Origin of the sequence: Microbispora sp. NBC_01389 (assembly GCF_045040095.1) — a bacterium.
Lineage (GTDB): Bacteria > Actinomycetota > Actinomycetes > Streptosporangiales > Streptosporangiaceae > Microbispora.
This window is the reverse complement of the sequence record NZ_CP109552.1, coordinates 5,466,524-5,481,794: the sequence shown is the minus strand read 5'-3', so window position 1 is coordinate 5,481,794 and position 15,271 is coordinate 5,466,524. Positions and strand designations below refer to the sequence as shown.

The following is a 15,271-nucleotide window of genomic DNA, read 5'->3' as shown; positions in this document are numbered from 1 at the left end:
GGTGCGGCTCCGGCCGCGCGTCGCCCACAGACGTCTGGGGCCGCACCTGCGGCTGGGAGCGTAAGGGGAATGATGTCTGGGAAGCTCGCCCGGAACCGCTCGTTGATCGAAGTGCCGGCTGACCTGACCTACTTCGTGCACGACGATGAGTATCTGGTCGTCAACCCGCAGGTGGGTGGCCGGTGCGTCCTCGACGCGCGCGAGTTCGCCGTCCTGGCGGCCCTGGCCCGTCCCGGGGCGGGCGGGGAGCAGGCCCGCCTCGACGAGACAGAGCCCGGCGAGTCCGACGAGACCGATCGGACGCTCGCCAAGCTCATCCTGAACTACATCGTCTACTACAACGGGAACCGCCCGGGGCTCACCTTCAAGGAGCCGTCGCTCCGCCAGGTGTATTACGCGATCACCGACGGCTGCAACCTGCGCTGCCCGTACTGCTACGCCTCCTCGGAGAAGTGCCTCCCGGGTGAGCTCACCACCGCCGAGTCGCTCGACCTGGTCTCCCAGGTCGCCGCGTTCGGCGCGAGTACCATGATCTTCACCGGCGGCGAGCCGATGCTCCGCAAGGACCTGTTCCAGATCGTGGAACACGCCAACGAGAGCGGGCTGACGTCGAACATCATCACCAACGCCACGATGATCCGGAAGCCGGCGCAGGCCAAACGGTTCGCCGAGCTGTTCGGCATGGTCACGGTGAGCGTCGACGGCGGCACGGCCGAGACCCACGACCGAACCCGCGGCGCCGGCTCCTTCGCCCGGACCCACCGCGCCCTCCAGCTGCTCAACGAGGCCGGCGTGGTGCCCCGGATCAACCACATCGTCACGTCGGACAACGTCGACGAGCTGGAGGACTTCGCGAAGTTCGCCGAAGGGCTCGAGGTGCACAGCATCCGGCTGATGTACCACAACGACCTGGGCCGGGGAGAGCGCGACGAGTACGACTTCGGCTGGGACGACCACATGCGGATCCAGCGACTCACCTGGACGTCCCCGGCGGCCGGGAAGCTGCTGCCGGACGGCCCGCGGCCGGTCACGCCGTGCTCGGTGAAGGCCAACTGCGGGATGGGCGGCAACGAGATCTACATCAACTCGCTGGGCGACGTGTATCCGTGCAAGCTGGTCACCGGGCAGGCGCACCACGCGGGCAACGTACGGAGGCAGTCGCTGGCGGAGATCTTCGGCGGGCCGCTCCTCCGCGGGATGCGCACCAGCACCGTGCTCGGCGGCGACTACCACGCCGACTGCGCCAAGTGCTACATCAAGGCGTCCTGCGGCGGCGGGTGCCGGGCCTCGCACATGTCCGAGTCCAAGGACCTGAAGCGCAACAGCCGCCACCAGTGCCGGATCCTGCGGCACGGCGTCGCCACGCAGCTGTGGCTCGAAGCCGGTGTCGACCGGTCGGAGCTCGCCACCAAGGACCGCGAGATGACGACGCCCCGCCTGGTCGTCAACGGCGACGTCCACCCCGTCTTCGACGACTGGAAGACCTATGTCCGCCCCTCGCCCTCCATCAGGGTCGGCGAGCTGCTTCCCATCACGCCGGTATAGAGGAGGTCAGTGTGTCGCTCCGGATCAGCGAAGCCGTGATCTGGCAGGAGACCGGGGAGGGCGTCTCGCTCTACCACACCGAGACGGGCGACTTCCACAGCCTGAACGACACGGGCTCCAGGATATGGAAGCTCGTGGCGAGCGACGGCGAATGTGAGCCGGTCATGTTCAAGCTGTCCCGCGAGTTCGCCGGCAGCAACTCCGCGATGAGCAGGCAGATCGTGGCGGACGTGCGCGACTTCATCGGCGCGATGATCGAGCAGGGCCTGATCGAGGAGGTCCCGTCCGAGAAGGCCGAGAAGGCCGTCACGTGACCGGTTCGGACACGACCGATTCGGACGCGACCAGCGCAGATGCGACCGTACGGGAGCCTGCTGGAGGAGCGCACGTCCGGACCGGCATCGTCGTGCCGCGCCCCCCGGCTCTCCGCCGATGAGCCGGGCGGTCGTCCTCGGCGGGGGCTTCGCGGGTGTGCTCGCCGCCGCCGTGCTCGCGCGCCACGCGGACGAGGTCGTGGTGGTGGAGGGCGATCACTACCCGTCCGGTCCCCGCCCGCGCCGGGGGCTGCCGCAGTCGCACCACAGCCACGTGCTCGTGGCCGGCGGCGCGAGGGCACTGGAGGCACTGCTGCCCGGCACGGTCGGCGCCCTCCTCGCGCGTGGCGCGCATCTGCGCGGCCTCCCCGGCGACGCCCTCATCCTCACCGCGGACGGCTGGTTCCGCCGGATGCGCACCGACGCCCACCTGATCTCCTGCACCCGCGGGCTGCTGGACGAGGTGGTGCGGCGCCGGGCACTCGACGGCGGCACCGTCGCGGTGTGGGAGGACACGCGGGCGCTCGGTCTCCTCGGGGACGCGGCCCGGATCGGCGGCGTGTCGGTCAGCAGGCGGGGCGCCCCGCCCGAGACCGTACGCGCCGACCTCGTCGTCGACGCCACGGGACGCAGATCGGCGGCGCCGCGATGGCTCGCCGAGATCGGCGCCGGGGACGTCGAGGAGTCGGCGGTCGCCACCGGCCTGGCCTACGCCACGCGGCTCTACCGGGCGCCCGCCGACCTCGACGCGGCGATCCCCGCGATCATGCTGCATCCCGGGCCGGACCCGGGACGGCCGGCCCGGGGGGCGACGTTGTTCCCCGTCGAGGACGGCCGGTGGGTGGTCACGCTGACCGGCACCCGGGGTGGCGAGCCGCCGACCGACGAGCAGGGCTTCGCGGCCTTCGCCCGCGCGCTGCGCGACCCCCTCGTGGCGGACCTGATGGCGGAGGCCGCCCCCCTCGGCCTCATCCGGCCGTACCGGGACACCGTCAACCGGAGGCGGTTCTTCGAGCGGGCCCGGCTGCCCGCCGGGTTCGCCGTGATCGGCGACGCGGCCGTCGCGGTCAATCCGATCCATTCGCACGGCATGACGGTCGCCGCGCGCTGCGCGCTCCGGCTCGACGAGGAGCTGACCCGGCACGGCGGGATCGGGCCGGCGCTGTTCCCCGGGCTGCAGTCCGCGCTCGCGGCGGAGGCGGAGCAGTCCTGGCGTATGGCGGTCGAGGCGGACGGCGAACGGGCCGGCGCGGGCACAGGAGAGTGGGCTGAAGGTACCGGCGCAGGTGCCGGGGCAGGCACCATTGATACAGCCGGTGCAGGTGCCGCTGGCAGGGCCGGTGCAGGCGCCGTGGAAAGGGCCGGTGCAGGCGCCGTGGAAAGGGCCGGTGCGGGGACCGGACGCGACGATGCGCCGCGACGCGCGCCGAACGCCTTCGAACGCGAGATCCGCACCCGCCTCGCGCAGGCGAAGCTGAGCAGCCCGCGGATCGCCGCCGGGCTCTTCGCCACCCAGACATTGCTCTCCGACGACACCGCGACGGACAAGCCGGAGATCGCCCGGGTGCTGACCGGACGGCCGGAGCCCCTCCTCACCAGTGAGGAGGCGATCGGGCAGTACCCCGGCCTGGCCGCGTGGCTGCGCTCGCGCCTCGCCACCGCCACCCGCTGAACCCCCGCCGCCTCCCGAAGTCCCCCGCCTCCCGAAGTCCCCCGCCTCCCGAAGTCCCCCGCCTCCCGAAGTCCCCCGCCTCCCGAAACCACCCGGCTCCAGGAGAACGCGGAGCCCCGCTGGAACCACCGCGACCCGCCGCGTCGCCCTGACGCGCCGAGTTCCCGCGACCGCCGCGGCTACGCGCGCGGCGGCAGGCCGGGGCTCAGGCGGGCCGCGCGACGAGGATCCGGATCTCCGAGCCGCCGAGCGGCGGCGTCACCTCGGTCAGGTCGAACCCGGCCGCGGCGAGCAGGTCGGCGAACTCGGCCCTGCCGCGTTCCCGGCCGCCGGTGTAGACGAGCATCGCGATGTCGCTCATGACGGCCCCGGCGGCCTCCGGCGTGCCGAGGGCGGACGGCATCACCGGCTCCAGCACGAGCAGGCGCCCGTCCGCCGCGATCGACCGGCGGCAGCCACGCAGCAGGTCGACGCAGCGCCGGTCGTCCCAGTCGTGCAGCACGCCCTTGACCAGCATGACGTCACCCCCGGGCACGGCCTCGAAGAAGTCGCCGGTCTCGATGACGCACCGGTCCGACAACCCCGCCCGCCGGAACCCCTCGTCGGCGCCGGCGACCCCCTCGGCGGTGTCGAACAGGATCCCCTTGAGGCCCGGGACGGCCGCGAGCACCGCCGCCAGCAGCGTGCCGTCGCCGCCGCCGACGTCGACCACGGTCTGCGCGCCGGTGAAGTCGTACGCCTTGGGGAGCGCGGGCGCGATCCGTTCGGTGCCCTCGCGCATCGCCCTGTTGAACACCGCCGACAGGTCCGGGTGGCGGGCGAGGTGGTCGAACAGCGGGCTGCCGTGCGCGTGGTCCCACGCCGTCTCACCGGTCCGCACGCTGTGGGTCAGCGCCCCCCACGCCTGCCACGTCGCCGGGTCGCCGAGCAGCAGGAGGCTGGAGCGCATCGACCACGGGTGGTCGGCGCAGAGCGGCCGTCCCTGCGGCGTCAGCGTGAAGCATCCGGGCTCCCCCTCCTCCGCCACGCCGAGCACCACCAGCGCGCGGAGCAGCCGGTGCAGCGCGCCGGGGTCCGACCCGGTGCGCTCCGCGAGCCGCGCGACCGGTACGGCCTCCTCCGCGAGCAGGTCCGGCACGCCGAGCCGGACGGCGGCGTAGAGGATCTGCGAGGTGGCGTAGCCGAAGGCCATCCGGGACAGGTTCGCCTGCCCCGCGAGGCCTCGCGGTAGTTCGCTCATGGGCCGGTTCCTTCCGAAGGCTCTGACAGGCGCGGGGCGGGTGTCACGCGGCGCCCGCCTCCAGGTGCAGCCGCAGCGGCAGGCGGCGTACGCCGTGCAGGAACAGGTCGGGCGTCCACTCCAGGCCGGCGGGATCGACCGCGAGGGCGATGCCGGGGAACCGCCGCACCAGCGCCCCGATGGCGGCCGCGGCCTGTAGCCGCGCGAGCGCAGCGCCGAGGCAGAAGTGCGCGCCGTGGCCGAAGCCCAGATGCCGGTTGGGACTGCGGCCGATGTCGAAGACGTCCGGCCGGGGGAAGACCGCCGGGTCGCGGTTGGCCGCCAGCAGCACCGGCACGACCACGTCCCCCTGGGGGATCACGGTCCCGCCGATCTCCACGTCGGCGAGGACGTACAGCGGGCGGGAGTGGCCGACCGGGCCGTTGTACCGCAGCGCCTCTTCGACCATGGAGCCGATCAGCTCCGGGCGCGCCCGAAGCCGCTCCAGCTGGCGGGGGTGCCGCAGCAACTCCAGCACGCCGTTCCCGATCAGGTTGACGGTCGTCTCGTCCCCGGCGAGCAGCAGCTGGAACACGCTGGAGACCAGCTCGGCGCGGCTGATCCCGCCCGTCCGCTCGGCCTCGGCGAGCCGGCTCAGCAGGTCCTCCCCCGGGTGCGCCAGCCGCTCGTCGATCCTCTCATTGGCGTACGCGGCGAACTCCAGGCCGGCCCGGCGGATCCGGCCCGCGTCCCCGCTGCCCACGATCTCGTCGCTCCACCCGCGCAGCCGGGCGCGGTCCTCGGGGGGCAGGCCGAGCAGGTCGGCGACGACCAGGACCGGCAGCGGCAGCGCCAGCTCCCGGATCAGGTCGGCCTCGCCGCCCACCGCCGCCGTCGCCGCCATGCCGCCCACGAGCTCGCCGGCGACCCGGTGGACGCGCCGCTCCAGCGCGGCCACCGTACGGGCGCCGAAGGCCGGCGCCATCAGCCTGCGGATGCGGGTGTGGTCGGGCGGATCGAGGTGGAAGACGTTGCGCCGCAGTATGGCCAGCGGGTCGCGCATCTCGGCCCGGCGGTGCGGCGCGGCGAGCTCGGGCGGCAGCCGGTCGAGCTGACGCCCGACGTCCGGATCGAGCAGCGCACGCTGCACGTCGGCGTACCGCGTCAGGTACCACAGCACCCGGCCGTTCGCCGGGCCCACATACCGGTAGACCGGCGTGTGCTCGCGCATGCGGTGGAACAACGGGTGGGGGTCCGGCCGGTGCCGCGCGGCCGCCGGGTCGAACGGCTGCGCGGCCGGGCCGGACGGCTGCCCGGGCGTGGTCACGGTCACGACCCTCTCCTCACGCGGACTCACCGGCGTTCCGGGACACGGACCACAGTTGGCCCCGCGCCGGGCCCCCGCGCCGGGCCCCCGCGCCGGCCCGGCGTCACCGGTTCCCGGAGGCACGCGCGTTCTGGACGTCGAGGGCGAAGAACCTCCGGACGGCGTGTCCCAGCTCCTGCGGGCCGGTGAATCCGCGCCGGGCCATCTCCACCTCGGCCGACGTCCCCTTCCCGTGCCAGTGGCGCAGGAAGAGCTTCGTGCAGATCTCCGGCGGCGGGACGGCGAGCCGGCCACGGGTCCGCTCCGCCGCCTCGTCGGCGCGGGCGACGATCTGCGACCACTCCTGCCAGTGGCCCGACTCCCGGACCCGTTCCAGCACGACCGGCCGCCAGTCCTCCGACTGCCAGACCGGCCAGACCCGCACCATGACCAGCCGCAGCTGTTCTCCGACAGGGAGGGCTGCCCGCTCGGTCTCGGTGAGCCACGGCGCGAGGACGGGCGGCAGGGGCTCGGCTCCGGCGACCCCGAGCCCGGCGCGGACGTACGCCTCCAGGTCGAGGCCCCGGTCGGCGGCGAAGCCGGTCAGCAGGCCGGTCAGCGTCTCCTCGTGCAGGCGCGGATAGTCGTCGCCGAACAGCCGCCCCGCGGTCACGACGTCGAGGTCGGTCATCCACCGGCCCGGCGCGTACTCGCGCCTCGACCGCCACTTCAGCGCCTCGTAGTGGGTGATCCCCGTCAGCGCCGTGTCGGCCGTCCAGGCCGCGGGCTCCGCACCGGGCCGCTCGACGGGCCTTTCGGCGCGGCGCTCGCCGGCCGCCCGCAGCGCGGCCAGCGCGTCCAGCCGTTTGACGTCCCACTCCCCCGTGCCGATCAGCCGCCGCAGCGTCTCCAGGCAGGCGCGGTCGCCGGAGTCCACCACCGCGTCGAGGTCGCGCCAGGTGCGGTTCGCGAACGGCATCGCCTTGGCCGCGCGGACGATGCGTTCCCCGGCCTCCGCCGGGATCCGGCCCGTCCTCGCCCCCTCCCGGCAGCCGTACCGGAGGTTGACCAGCGCGACCGTCCCGGCCGGATAGCCGAGGTCGGCGGGGCCGTGCAGCACCGCGACCTCGTCGTCGCCGTCGACCTCGCCCGTCGCGTACATGTCGAACACGGTCCCGGCGCCGGTCATGCCGTACGGGCTCAGCTCGGCCGCGCGTAGGGCGCCCATGCTGGCCGCGCCGACGACGCGCACGCCCTCGGCGATCAGCCAGAGGATCTCCTTGTGGCCCACCGCCAGCTTCTCGCGGTAGTAGCCGTCGATGATGACGGCGGTGTCGTCCGGGCTCCAGCTCTCGCTGAGCAGGTCGCCCCGGGCGACGGGCGGCCGCACCCGCGCGTGCGGCACGACGCCGCGGACCTCGTCGGCGGAGATCGTCGGACCGGCGTAGACGACCACGTCCGGCGAGCTCGTCAGAACATCCCCGCTCATCAGAAGACCTCCGGGCAGACGCGGCTCCCCGGCGCCAGCACCCTGACGACCGGCACTCCGAGGTCCTCCCGCGTCAGGTCGACGACGAGAGGCGCGTGGGAGAAGGCGACCGTGGCGCGCTTCACCACGTCGTCGAGGTCGTCGACCAGGCTCTCGTGCGCGTGCAGCGGCGTGATCGGCGCGCCGGGCTCCCGCGGCGGCTCCGGTCGTCGCGGTGCGCCCTGGCCGTCGTGGACGTTCGCGTGCAGGTCGTCGCGCGACCCCGCGATGTAGCCCAGCCTCGCCTGCGCGGCCTCGGTGACGGCGCGGCTGAGCGCGATCTCCGAGCTGAGGTGGCAGCCGAAGCCGAGGAACGGCGGCGGATAGTCATCGCAGGTGATCCGGGCGAGGAAGCACGGCAGCCCGGTCGGCGAGGCCAGCGACCTGACCTCCATGCGGACGTGGGCCCGTTCCATCGTGACGCACAGGTCGTCGACGACCGGCGAGCCGAGCGAGCGCGGGTCGACCAGGGTTCCCCGGTCGCCGCCGGTCATGAAGACGGTCACGGCGTCCCGCTCGATCACCTCGTACAACGCGTGCAGCACGCCCTCCGTCAGCGTGTTCCCGCTGGCCAGGCCGTTGGTCGAGGAGAAGAACACCGGCGGGTGCCAGCCCGTCCTGCGGACGAGGGTGAACTGCGCGAGCTCCATCGGGACGAGCGTCGGCGAGCCGTCGGCGAATGATCTGGCGGCCACCCAGTCCACGGGCAGCCCTTCGTGCAGCAGGCTCGGCGCGCAGCGCGGAAGGGCGCCCACGTCGTAGCCCAGGTCCCCGGCCAGCTCACGGGGGGACGCGGTCGTGACCGGCCGCATGGGCTGCTCGGCGTGCCAGAGTTCGACGGACTCCATCATGGCGGACAGCTTCGCCAGGTCCGCCGTGACGCCCTTGCCCTGGGAGACGGCGAGGGTCCGCGCGGCAGGCCTGATCGCCTGGTACGTCGGGATGCCGAGGGTGTCGAGCCGGGTGATGTCCGCGACCCGGGTGACCCCGGCCCGGCGCGCGGCGTGGCCGGCCATCTCCAGTGTGGCGGCGGGGTCCCGGGCCCGGTCCGTCCCCGGCAGCCGGACCTTCGACTGGTCGGAACCGGAGAGGAGCCAGGAGTGGGAGGAGGTTTCTGTCCGCATCGTCCCCTTGCCCGTGTCGAGGTGAGGCGCCCTGTCAGGCCGGTCGTGTCAGGCGCCGAGTGCTGGATACCGAGTGCTGGATGCCGGGTGTCAGATGTTGCGTGCGCGGTTGATCAGGGCGCGGCCGCCCACGGTGTAGCCGACGACCGCCATGACCGCCAGCACGAGCAGGTCCACCCAGGCCTCGCCGACCCCGAAGACCGCGGCGTCCCGCATCCCGTTGATCGCGTACGTCAGCGGGTTGACCACCGAGATCCACTGCAGCACCGTCGGCATGCTCTCGGTGGTGTACATCGACGGGGCGCTGAAGACGAGGACGGGCATCGACACGTTCGACAGCACCATGAAGGCCTGGTAGTCCGTGATCGTGATCGCCGCCGCGAGGTACAGCCCGTTGAGCGCCAGGGCGGACAGCGCGAGCGCCGACAGCAGCCCCACCCAGTTCTCCGGGCCGAACGGCAGATCGAAGATGAGCGCCGCCACACCGAGCCCCAGCAGGGTCTGCCCCAGCACCAGCGACACACCGGCGATCATCTTGCCGAGCAGGAAGCGCGACCTGCGCATGGGGTAGGACCACAGCTGGGTCGCCACCCCGCTCATCTCCTCCTGGAACACGGCCATGGCGGACGTGGCCGCCGCGCTCACGACCGACATCGCCAGCGTCATGGGGAGCAGGAAGACCGCGAACCCGACGCTGACGCCCTTGTAGTCGACGACCCGGACGAGGTTGCTCAGCGAGGTGTTCACCAGCAGGAGGTAGACCAGCATCGGCGTCAGCCCGAGGATCAGGTAGACCCGGTTGCGGGCGAGCAGCGCGTACTCCCGGTAGAGCACCGCGAGCAGGTCCGTCGCCCGCGCCGTGGGGGCGGGGGGCGCGGCGTGGAAGTGCAGCCCGGCGGCCATCGTCAGCCCTCGTTCCCGGTCATCCGGAGGAAGACCTCCTCAAGCGAGTCCACGGCGGTCGACACCCCGGTGATCGCGACGGCGTGGTCCTGGCAGTAGCGGGACAGCTCCGGCAGCAGGTCGCGTGCCTTCGCGTCGTCGATGCGCACCTCGTTGTCCTCGGCCTTGGCCCTGAGCCCGGCCGACTCCGCCCAGGCGGCCACGAGGCCGCCCGACGCCGGGTCCTCGACGGTCACCAGCAGGTGGGTGCTGCCGAACTCCTCCACGAGCTCACGCGGCTTGGCGAACCGCACCACCCGCCCGCTGTCGACGACCAGCACGCGCTGGCTGTTGCGCTCCAGTTCGTCGATGTGGTGGCTGGTCCACAGCACCGTCACGCCGTGCTCCTCGCGCAGCCAGGTCACGAACCGCTCGACCTGGCGCCGCCCCGCGACGTCCAGGCCCGCGGAGGGCTCGTCGAGGATGAGCAGCCGCGGGATGGTGAGCAGCGCCCGCACCAGTTGGAGCCGCTGCCGCTGACCACCCGACATCTGGAACACCAGGCGCTGCATCGAGCCGGTGACGCCGAGGAAGTCCGCCACCTCGAACGCCCAGGGCCGTACGTCGCGCCACCGCAGCCCGCGGAACCGGGCGGCGATGCGCAGGTTGTCCAGCGCCGGCAGCATCATGTCGAACGGACCGGACTGGTGCATCGCGCCGATGCCGCTCTTGGCGAGGACGGGCTGACGCACCGGATCGGCGTCGAAGACCCGGATCTCCCCGGAGGTCGGAGTGGTGACGCCGCAGATCATCTTGATCAGGGTGGTCTTGCCGGCGCCGTTGGGGCCCAGGAGGCCGATGGTCTCCCCCTGGGCGATCTCGAAGGAGACGTCGTCCACGGCCGGTCTCTCGCTGCCCCGATAGCGTTTGGTCAGCCCCACGGCCGTCACGACGTCTCTCAACACAGCCTGCCCTTCACTTCGCCCTCCCGCTGCCCAGCGATGTGAGTCGCCCTCCGATCGTCCCCCGGCCTGCTCGGAACGCGTCGCTGGTCGAGTATGAGCCGGGGACGAGCAGGTGACACAACCCCACAAACGTGGGCTACCGGCGTTGCCCGGAGGGCCATAACCGAGGCCATGGCCCGGCCATACCGATCGTTAAGCGCGCCTTTCTAGGGTCGCCGCAGAGGGGGGCCTCACCAGGTCACACAATCGAGCGGCGATCGAAGCGGGACTGCGCATGGACCTTGTTTCCGACGGCCTGATCAATGATCGCGACCGATGGCTGATCGTCATGCTGGCCAGGGGTTACACGACGACGAAGATCGCCCACGAGATGCACCTCAGCCGGTACACCGTGGCGGAGCGGATCAGCAAGCTGCTCCTCCAGTTCGCCTGCAGCAACCGCAGCCAGCTCGTGGCCTACTTCTACGCGCACCGGCTCCTGAACGTCGGCATCTGGCCGCCCAGCGCCTCCGACGTCCTCGGGTAAGCAGGCCCCGTAGCTCAGGCGGGGTTCACGCGGCCTTCATGCGGCGTTCACGCGCGGGCGGAACCGGGCGGCCCGGCGCGGTCCCGGCCGCCGCTGAAACTTTCGTCCCGCGCGGCGGGCCGTGCCAGCTCACCGCCCGTTTCCGCTGCCCCGGCGGCCTTCCTTCTTGTCTCCCGCCCGGCCCTTGGCCAGCGTGGTGCCCTGGCCGCGACGGCGACTCCCGGTAATCCCGCGCCGTCAGGCCGCCAGGATCCCAGGGATTCGGAAGGAAACACGTGCTCAGAAGAACGCTTCCCGCCAGCCTCACGGTGGCGATGGCCCTGGCCGCCGGCGCGGCCGGGGCGGCTCCGGCCGCCCTCGCCGCCGCCACCGGCCCGGCGGTCACCGTGGACGTGACCGCCGGACGGCACGCCATCAGTCCGTACGTCTACGGCATGAACTTCGCCGACGAGACGCTGGCCAAGGAACTGCGCCTGCCCGTACGGCGCTGGGGCGGCAACGCGACGACCCGCTACAACTACCTGTACGACACCAGCAACCGGGCCTCCGACTGGTTCTTCGAGAACATCGCGGAGGACAACACCAACCCGTCCGCGCTCCCCGACGGCTCCAGCGTCGACAAGTTCGTGGAGCAGGACCGGCGCACCGGCACCGACACGATCCTCACCATGCCGCTGATCGGCTGGGTGCCGAAGGGCCGCGACGCCTCCTGCGGCTTCTCCGTCGCCAAGTACGGCACGCAGCAGCAGACCGACCAGTGGCGGCCCGACTGCGGCAACGGCGTGAAGCCGGACGGCACGAAGATCGCCGGCAACGACCCCCACGACACGAGCGTGGAGGCCGGGGCGTCGTACGTGAAGGACTGGATCGGCCACCTCACCGGCAGGTACGGCACGGCGGCCGGCGGCGGGGTGAAGTTCTTCAACCTGGACAACGAGCCCGACATCTGGCATGGCACGCACCGCGACGTCCACCCCGAGGGCGCGAGCTCGGTCGAGCTGCGGGACAAGGCGTACCTCATCGGCGCCGCGATCAAGGCCGCCGACCCCGGCGCCAAGACGCTCGGGCCGGTCGGCTGGGGCTGGTCCTCGTGGGACTACTCGGGCCTCGACCAGGACGTCTGCGGCCGGACCAACTGCTGGTCGAACCCGCCTGACAAGGCGGCCCGCGACGGCCTGCCCTTCACGACCTGGTACCTGCGGCAGATGAAGAAGTACGAGGACACGAACCACCTGCGCGTCCTCGACTACTTCGACGAGCACTTCTATCCCCAGGCCTCGGGTGTCGCGTTCGGGAGCGGCGGCGACCCTGCGACCGACGCACTGCGGCTGCGCTCCACCCGGGCCCTGTGGGACCCGTCGTACACGGACGAGAGCTGGATCAACACCCAGGTCCGGCTGATCCCCCGGATGAAGGAGCTGGTCGCCGCGGAGTATCCGGGCACCAAGACCGCGATCACCGAGTACAACTGGGGCGCCCTCGACCACATCAACGGCGCCCTGGCGCAGGCCGACGTCCTCGGCATCTTCGGCCGTGAGGGGGTCGACCTGGCCAGCCTTTGGGGCCCGCCGACCGCCTCCCAGCCCGGCGCGTACGCCTTCCGGATGTACCTCAACTACGACGGCAAGGGCGGCCGCTTCGGTGAGACCGCGGTCAGCTCCGTCAGCGCCGACCAGGGCAAGCTGGCGGTGTACGCGGCCGAGCGCGCCTCCGACAAGGCCCTCACCCTCGTCGTGGTCAACAAGACCGGCGACGCCCTGACCAGCGACATCGCGCTCAAGGGCCGCACCGGCGGCGCGACCGCGCAGGTCTACCGGTACGGCGCGGCCGACACCTCGGCCATCAGGAGGGACGCCGACGTCCAGGTGGGCGCGAGCGGCTTCACCGGCACGTACCCGGCGAACTCGATCAGCACGATCGTCGTCCCGGCGGGGACCGTGACGTCCCCCAGCCCGTCGCCCAGCGCGTCTCCCTCGCCCAGCGCGTCTCCCTCGCGCAGCCCCAGCCCCTCCCCGTCGCCGTCGCCGAGCCCGACGCGGTCCCCGTCGCCCAGCCCGTCGCCCAGCGGGACCCCGACTCCGCCCGGCTCCTGCTCGGTGACGTACACCATCACGAACCAGTGGCCCGGCGGGTTCCAGGCCGATGTGCGGATCGTCAACCGCGGCGCCTCCGCCGTGAAGGGCTGGCAGCTCGGCTGGACGTTCGGCAACGGGCAGACCGTCAGCCAGCTGTGGGACGGCTCGTACACCCAGAGCGGCGCGAAGGTGACGGTGACCAACGCGAGCTACAACGCCTCGATCGCGGCCAACGGAGGCAGCGTGAGCTTCGGCTTCATCGGCGGCTGGAACGGCTCCAACACCGCACCCAAGCAGTTCACCCTCAACGGCGCCCCCTGCGGCGCGTGAGTTGAGGACGCGGAGGGCGGCGCGGTCCCGCACCGCCCGCCCTCCGGCCCCGGCCTGACTCCGTCCCTCGATGCTGTGTCCCGCGAGACTCCGTCGGCGATGTCACCGCGCGGCGTGCGCGATCATGGCAGGATCGCCGCCATGGACGATGAGATCGGCTTCCTGGAGGGGCCGTTCGACAGCGACGAGACCGCCGACGCGGTGGCGGAGATCGAGGAGAGCGACGACGTCGCGGCCGCGATGACCGGCCTGCTCGGCGAGTTCCTGCGGTTCCACGAAGAGGACGACGATCTCGCCGAAGCCGCCCTGGCGGTCGCCTGCCTGGTCGCCGCCCGGATGTCGGGGATCGCCCCCGACGAACGGGCCCACCACTGGCTGGACCGCAACCCCTTCGCCGTCACCGAGGACCTGCGCCGTCTGGCCGCCGCCGCCTTCGCGTGCACGACCGGCCCGGACGGCCTGCTCGCCCATCTGCGCCCGGACTGGCAGGACTTCCTGGACCACGTCGAGCCGTATCGGAAGGCGCTGGCCGGGGAGCCGCAGGAGGTGTGGATCGACTTCGGGCACCCGCACCTGCTCCCCGGCGAGGACGTCGAGCGGGAGGTCGCGGCCGATCTGCACCGGGCCCTGTCGGCCGCGGGCCGTTACCTCGGCCTCGCCTCCCTCCCGCCGCTGCCCGCCTGACCCGGCCCGGCCGGCCCGGTCAGCCGTAGGTGTAGCAGTAGTTCGACCTGCCCTTGAACCGGTGGAAGGCCTTCGGGTCGTGGAAGCGCCATCGGCAGCCCGCGTCACGCTGGCTCTGGGAGAGGTACATGGTGTCGCCCTTCCGCTTGACGCAGTACGCACCGGGCGTGGGCGACTCCCGGTACTCCACCCACTCCCAGCCGAGGCTCACGCAGTAATCGGTGAAGTGTCCGCCGCCCAGCTCCACGAGCCGCCCGGCCGGCGCGGGCGACGGCTTCGCCTGCTTCGAGGCCGACGGATCCGCGGGGACCGGTGCGGCCGTCTTCGAGTGGCGGACGGTCGGCCGTGCGGTGATCGTCCTCGTCGGGGCCGGCCGGGTGACGCCGGGCCCGGCCGTGGGCCGGCTCGCCCGCGGCGGGGGCGCACGAGGCGGTCGAGGATCTCCCGTGCGGCCGGGCGCCGTCCGGGGTCCTTGGCGAGGCAGGCCGTGAGCAGGTCGCGCAGCGGCGCCTCGACACCGTCCAGGTCGGGTTCGTGGTGGAGGATCCGGTTGATGATGGCGGGGATCGCGTCGGCGCCGAACGGCGCGCGGCCGGTGGCGGCGAACACCATCGTGGACGCCCAGGCGAACACGTCGAGGGCGAAACCGAGCTCGCCCGCCGCGAACTGCTCGGTACTCGCTCACGATGTACGGCCGGCCGCCGTCCACGCCGGACTCCAGCACCTGGGCCGTGCAGAACCGGGCGACCCTGCGGGCGAGCTCCGTCTCGCGGACGAAGGCGTCGCGGGCCGCGGCGTCCCCACCGAGCCGCGCGTGGAGGAGCTTGACCGCGACGAGGTCGCCGGACTCGCCCTCGCCGAGATAGACGACGCCCTGCCCTCCCTCGCCGATCCTGCCGGTGATGCGGTAGGAGCCCAGGCGACCGGGGTCGCCGGGCTCCAGCGGCTGCGGCATGACTCTCCGGTGGGTCGGGGGCACGTACGGCGCTCCCATTATCCCGCCGAAGATCGGCGGCAGGGCCGGGTTCGCCGGACCGCGGCCGCACCGATGCCTTGAGGGCTGCCGAAGGCGTGCGCTGGGCACCCCCGCGAACGGCGGGA

General features: G+C 72.6%; 15 protein-coding genes and 1 pseudogene. 8 read left to right on the top strand and 8 right to left on the bottom strand.

Annotation, left to right across the window (positions count from 1 at the left end):
* Positions 1 to 69: 69 nt before the first annotated feature.
* The 3 genes from stsB (at position 70) to OG344_RS24065 (ending at position 3,531) form a co-directional block, all read left to right on the top strand.
* A complete protein-coding gene (gene stsB, locus OG344_RS24075) occupies positions 70 to 1,545 on the top strand; it encodes a StsB family radical SAM/SPASM domain sactipeptide maturase (RefSeq protein ID WP_405085015.1) in 1,476 nt (491 codons plus the stop codon).
* Positions 1,546 to 1,556: 11 nt separating this feature from the next.
* Positions 1,557 to 1,859 carry a PqqD family protein gene (locus tag OG344_RS24070; protein ID WP_405085014.1) on the top strand — a complete coding sequence of 101 codons (303 nt, stop codon included), beginning with the start codon at positions 1,557 to 1,559 and terminating at the stop codon, positions 1,857 to 1,859.
* Between the two features lie 118 nt (positions 1,860 to 1,977).
* Entirely contained in the window at positions 1,978 to 3,531 is a 1,554-nt protein-coding gene (locus OG344_RS24065) for an NAD(P)/FAD-dependent oxidoreductase (RefSeq protein WP_405085013.1), read from the top strand.
* A gap of 205 nt (positions 3,532 to 3,736) precedes the next feature.
* On the opposite strand, the gene OG344_RS24060 is transcribed toward OG344_RS24065, so the two are convergent.
* The 6 genes from OG344_RS24060 to OG344_RS24035 form a co-directional block, all read right to left on the bottom strand.
* A complete protein-coding gene (locus OG344_RS24060) occupies positions 3,737 to 4,771 on the bottom strand; it encodes a methyltransferase (protein ID WP_405085012.1) in 1,035 nt (344 codons plus the stop codon).
* 43 nt (positions 4,772 to 4,814) lie between these two features.
* On the bottom strand, positions 4,815 to 6,083 hold the full coding sequence (locus OG344_RS24055) for a cytochrome P450 (protein WP_405085011.1): 1,269 nt from the start codon (positions 6,081 to 6,083) through the stop codon (positions 4,815 to 4,817).
* 97 nt (positions 6,084 to 6,180) lie between these two features.
* A complete protein-coding gene (locus tag OG344_RS24050) occupies positions 6,181 to 7,545 on the bottom strand; it encodes a TfuA-like protein (RefSeq protein ID WP_405085010.1) in 1,365 nt (454 codons plus the stop codon).
* On the bottom strand, positions 7,545 to 8,708 hold the full coding sequence (locus tag OG344_RS24045; RefSeq protein WP_405085009.1) for a YcaO-like family protein: 1,164 nt from the start codon (positions 8,706 to 8,708) through the stop codon (positions 7,545 to 7,547). The genes OG344_RS24050 and OG344_RS24045 overlap by 1 nt, the downstream gene beginning before the upstream one ends.
* A 90-nt stretch (positions 8,709 to 8,798) precedes the next feature.
* Positions 8,799 to 9,611 carry an ABC transporter permease gene (locus tag OG344_RS24040; RefSeq protein WP_327045532.1) on the bottom strand — a complete coding sequence of 271 codons (813 nt, stop codon included), beginning with the start codon at positions 9,609 to 9,611 and terminating at the stop codon, positions 8,799 to 8,801.
* 2 nt (positions 9,612 to 9,613) lie between these two features.
* Complete coding sequence (locus tag OG344_RS24035) at positions 9,614 to 10,555, bottom strand: ABC transporter ATP-binding protein (RefSeq protein ID WP_327045531.1); 942 nt, start codon at positions 10,553 to 10,555, stop codon at positions 9,614 to 9,616.
* Between the two features lie 274 nt (positions 10,556 to 10,829).
* On the opposite strand from OG344_RS24035, the gene OG344_RS24030 reads away from it, so the two are divergent.
* Positions 10,830 to 11,081, top strand: coding sequence for a LuxR C-terminal-related transcriptional regulator (locus OG344_RS24030; protein ID WP_405085008.1), 252 nt, complete (start codon positions 10,830 to 10,832; stop codon positions 11,079 to 11,081).
* Positions 11,082 to 11,395: 314 nt separating this feature from the next.
* Positions 11,396 to 12,346: pseudogene (locus OG344_RS24025) on the top strand (glycoside hydrolase family 44 protein); the annotation flags it as partial.
* 545 nt (positions 12,347 to 12,891) lie between these two features.
* Here the strand turns inward: OG344_RS24025 and OG344_RS24020 are convergent.
* Positions 12,892 to 13,191 (bottom strand): hypothetical protein, encoded by a 300-nt coding sequence (locus OG344_RS24020; protein ID WP_405089162.1) that lies wholly within the window; start codon positions 13,189 to 13,191, stop codon positions 12,892 to 12,894.
* Here OG344_RS24020 and OG344_RS24015 point away from each other — a divergent pair.
* Both OG344_RS24015 and OG344_RS24010 read left to right on the top strand, forming a co-directional pair.
* The gene (locus tag OG344_RS24015) at positions 13,178 to 13,486 is read left to right on the top strand and encodes a cellulose binding domain-containing protein (protein WP_405089161.1); all 309 of its coding nucleotides are present in this window, start codon (positions 13,178 to 13,180) and stop codon (positions 13,484 to 13,486) included. The two genes, OG344_RS24020 and OG344_RS24015, sit on opposite strands and share 14 nt — an antisense overlap.
* A gap of 141 nt (positions 13,487 to 13,627) precedes the next feature.
* Positions 13,628 to 14,170 carry a DUF4259 domain-containing protein gene (locus tag OG344_RS24010; protein ID WP_405085007.1) on the top strand — a complete coding sequence of 181 codons (543 nt, stop codon included), beginning with the start codon at positions 13,628 to 13,630 and terminating at the stop codon, positions 14,168 to 14,170.
* A 19-nt stretch (positions 14,171 to 14,189) separates the two neighbouring features.
* Here the strand turns inward: OG344_RS24010 and OG344_RS24005 are convergent, their stop codons facing one another.
* A complete protein-coding gene (locus OG344_RS24005; protein WP_405085006.1) occupies positions 14,190 to 14,381 on the bottom strand; it encodes a hypothetical protein in 192 nt (63 codons plus the stop codon).
* 342 nt (positions 14,382 to 14,723) lie between these two features.
* Between OG344_RS24005 and OG344_RS24000 the strand changes: the two genes are divergently transcribed.
* Positions 14,724 to 15,227 carry a hypothetical protein gene (locus OG344_RS24000; RefSeq protein ID WP_405085005.1) on the top strand — a complete coding sequence of 168 codons (504 nt, stop codon included), beginning with the start codon at positions 14,724 to 14,726 and terminating at the stop codon, positions 15,225 to 15,227.
* The last annotated feature ends 44 nt before the right edge of the window (positions 15,228 to 15,271 follow it).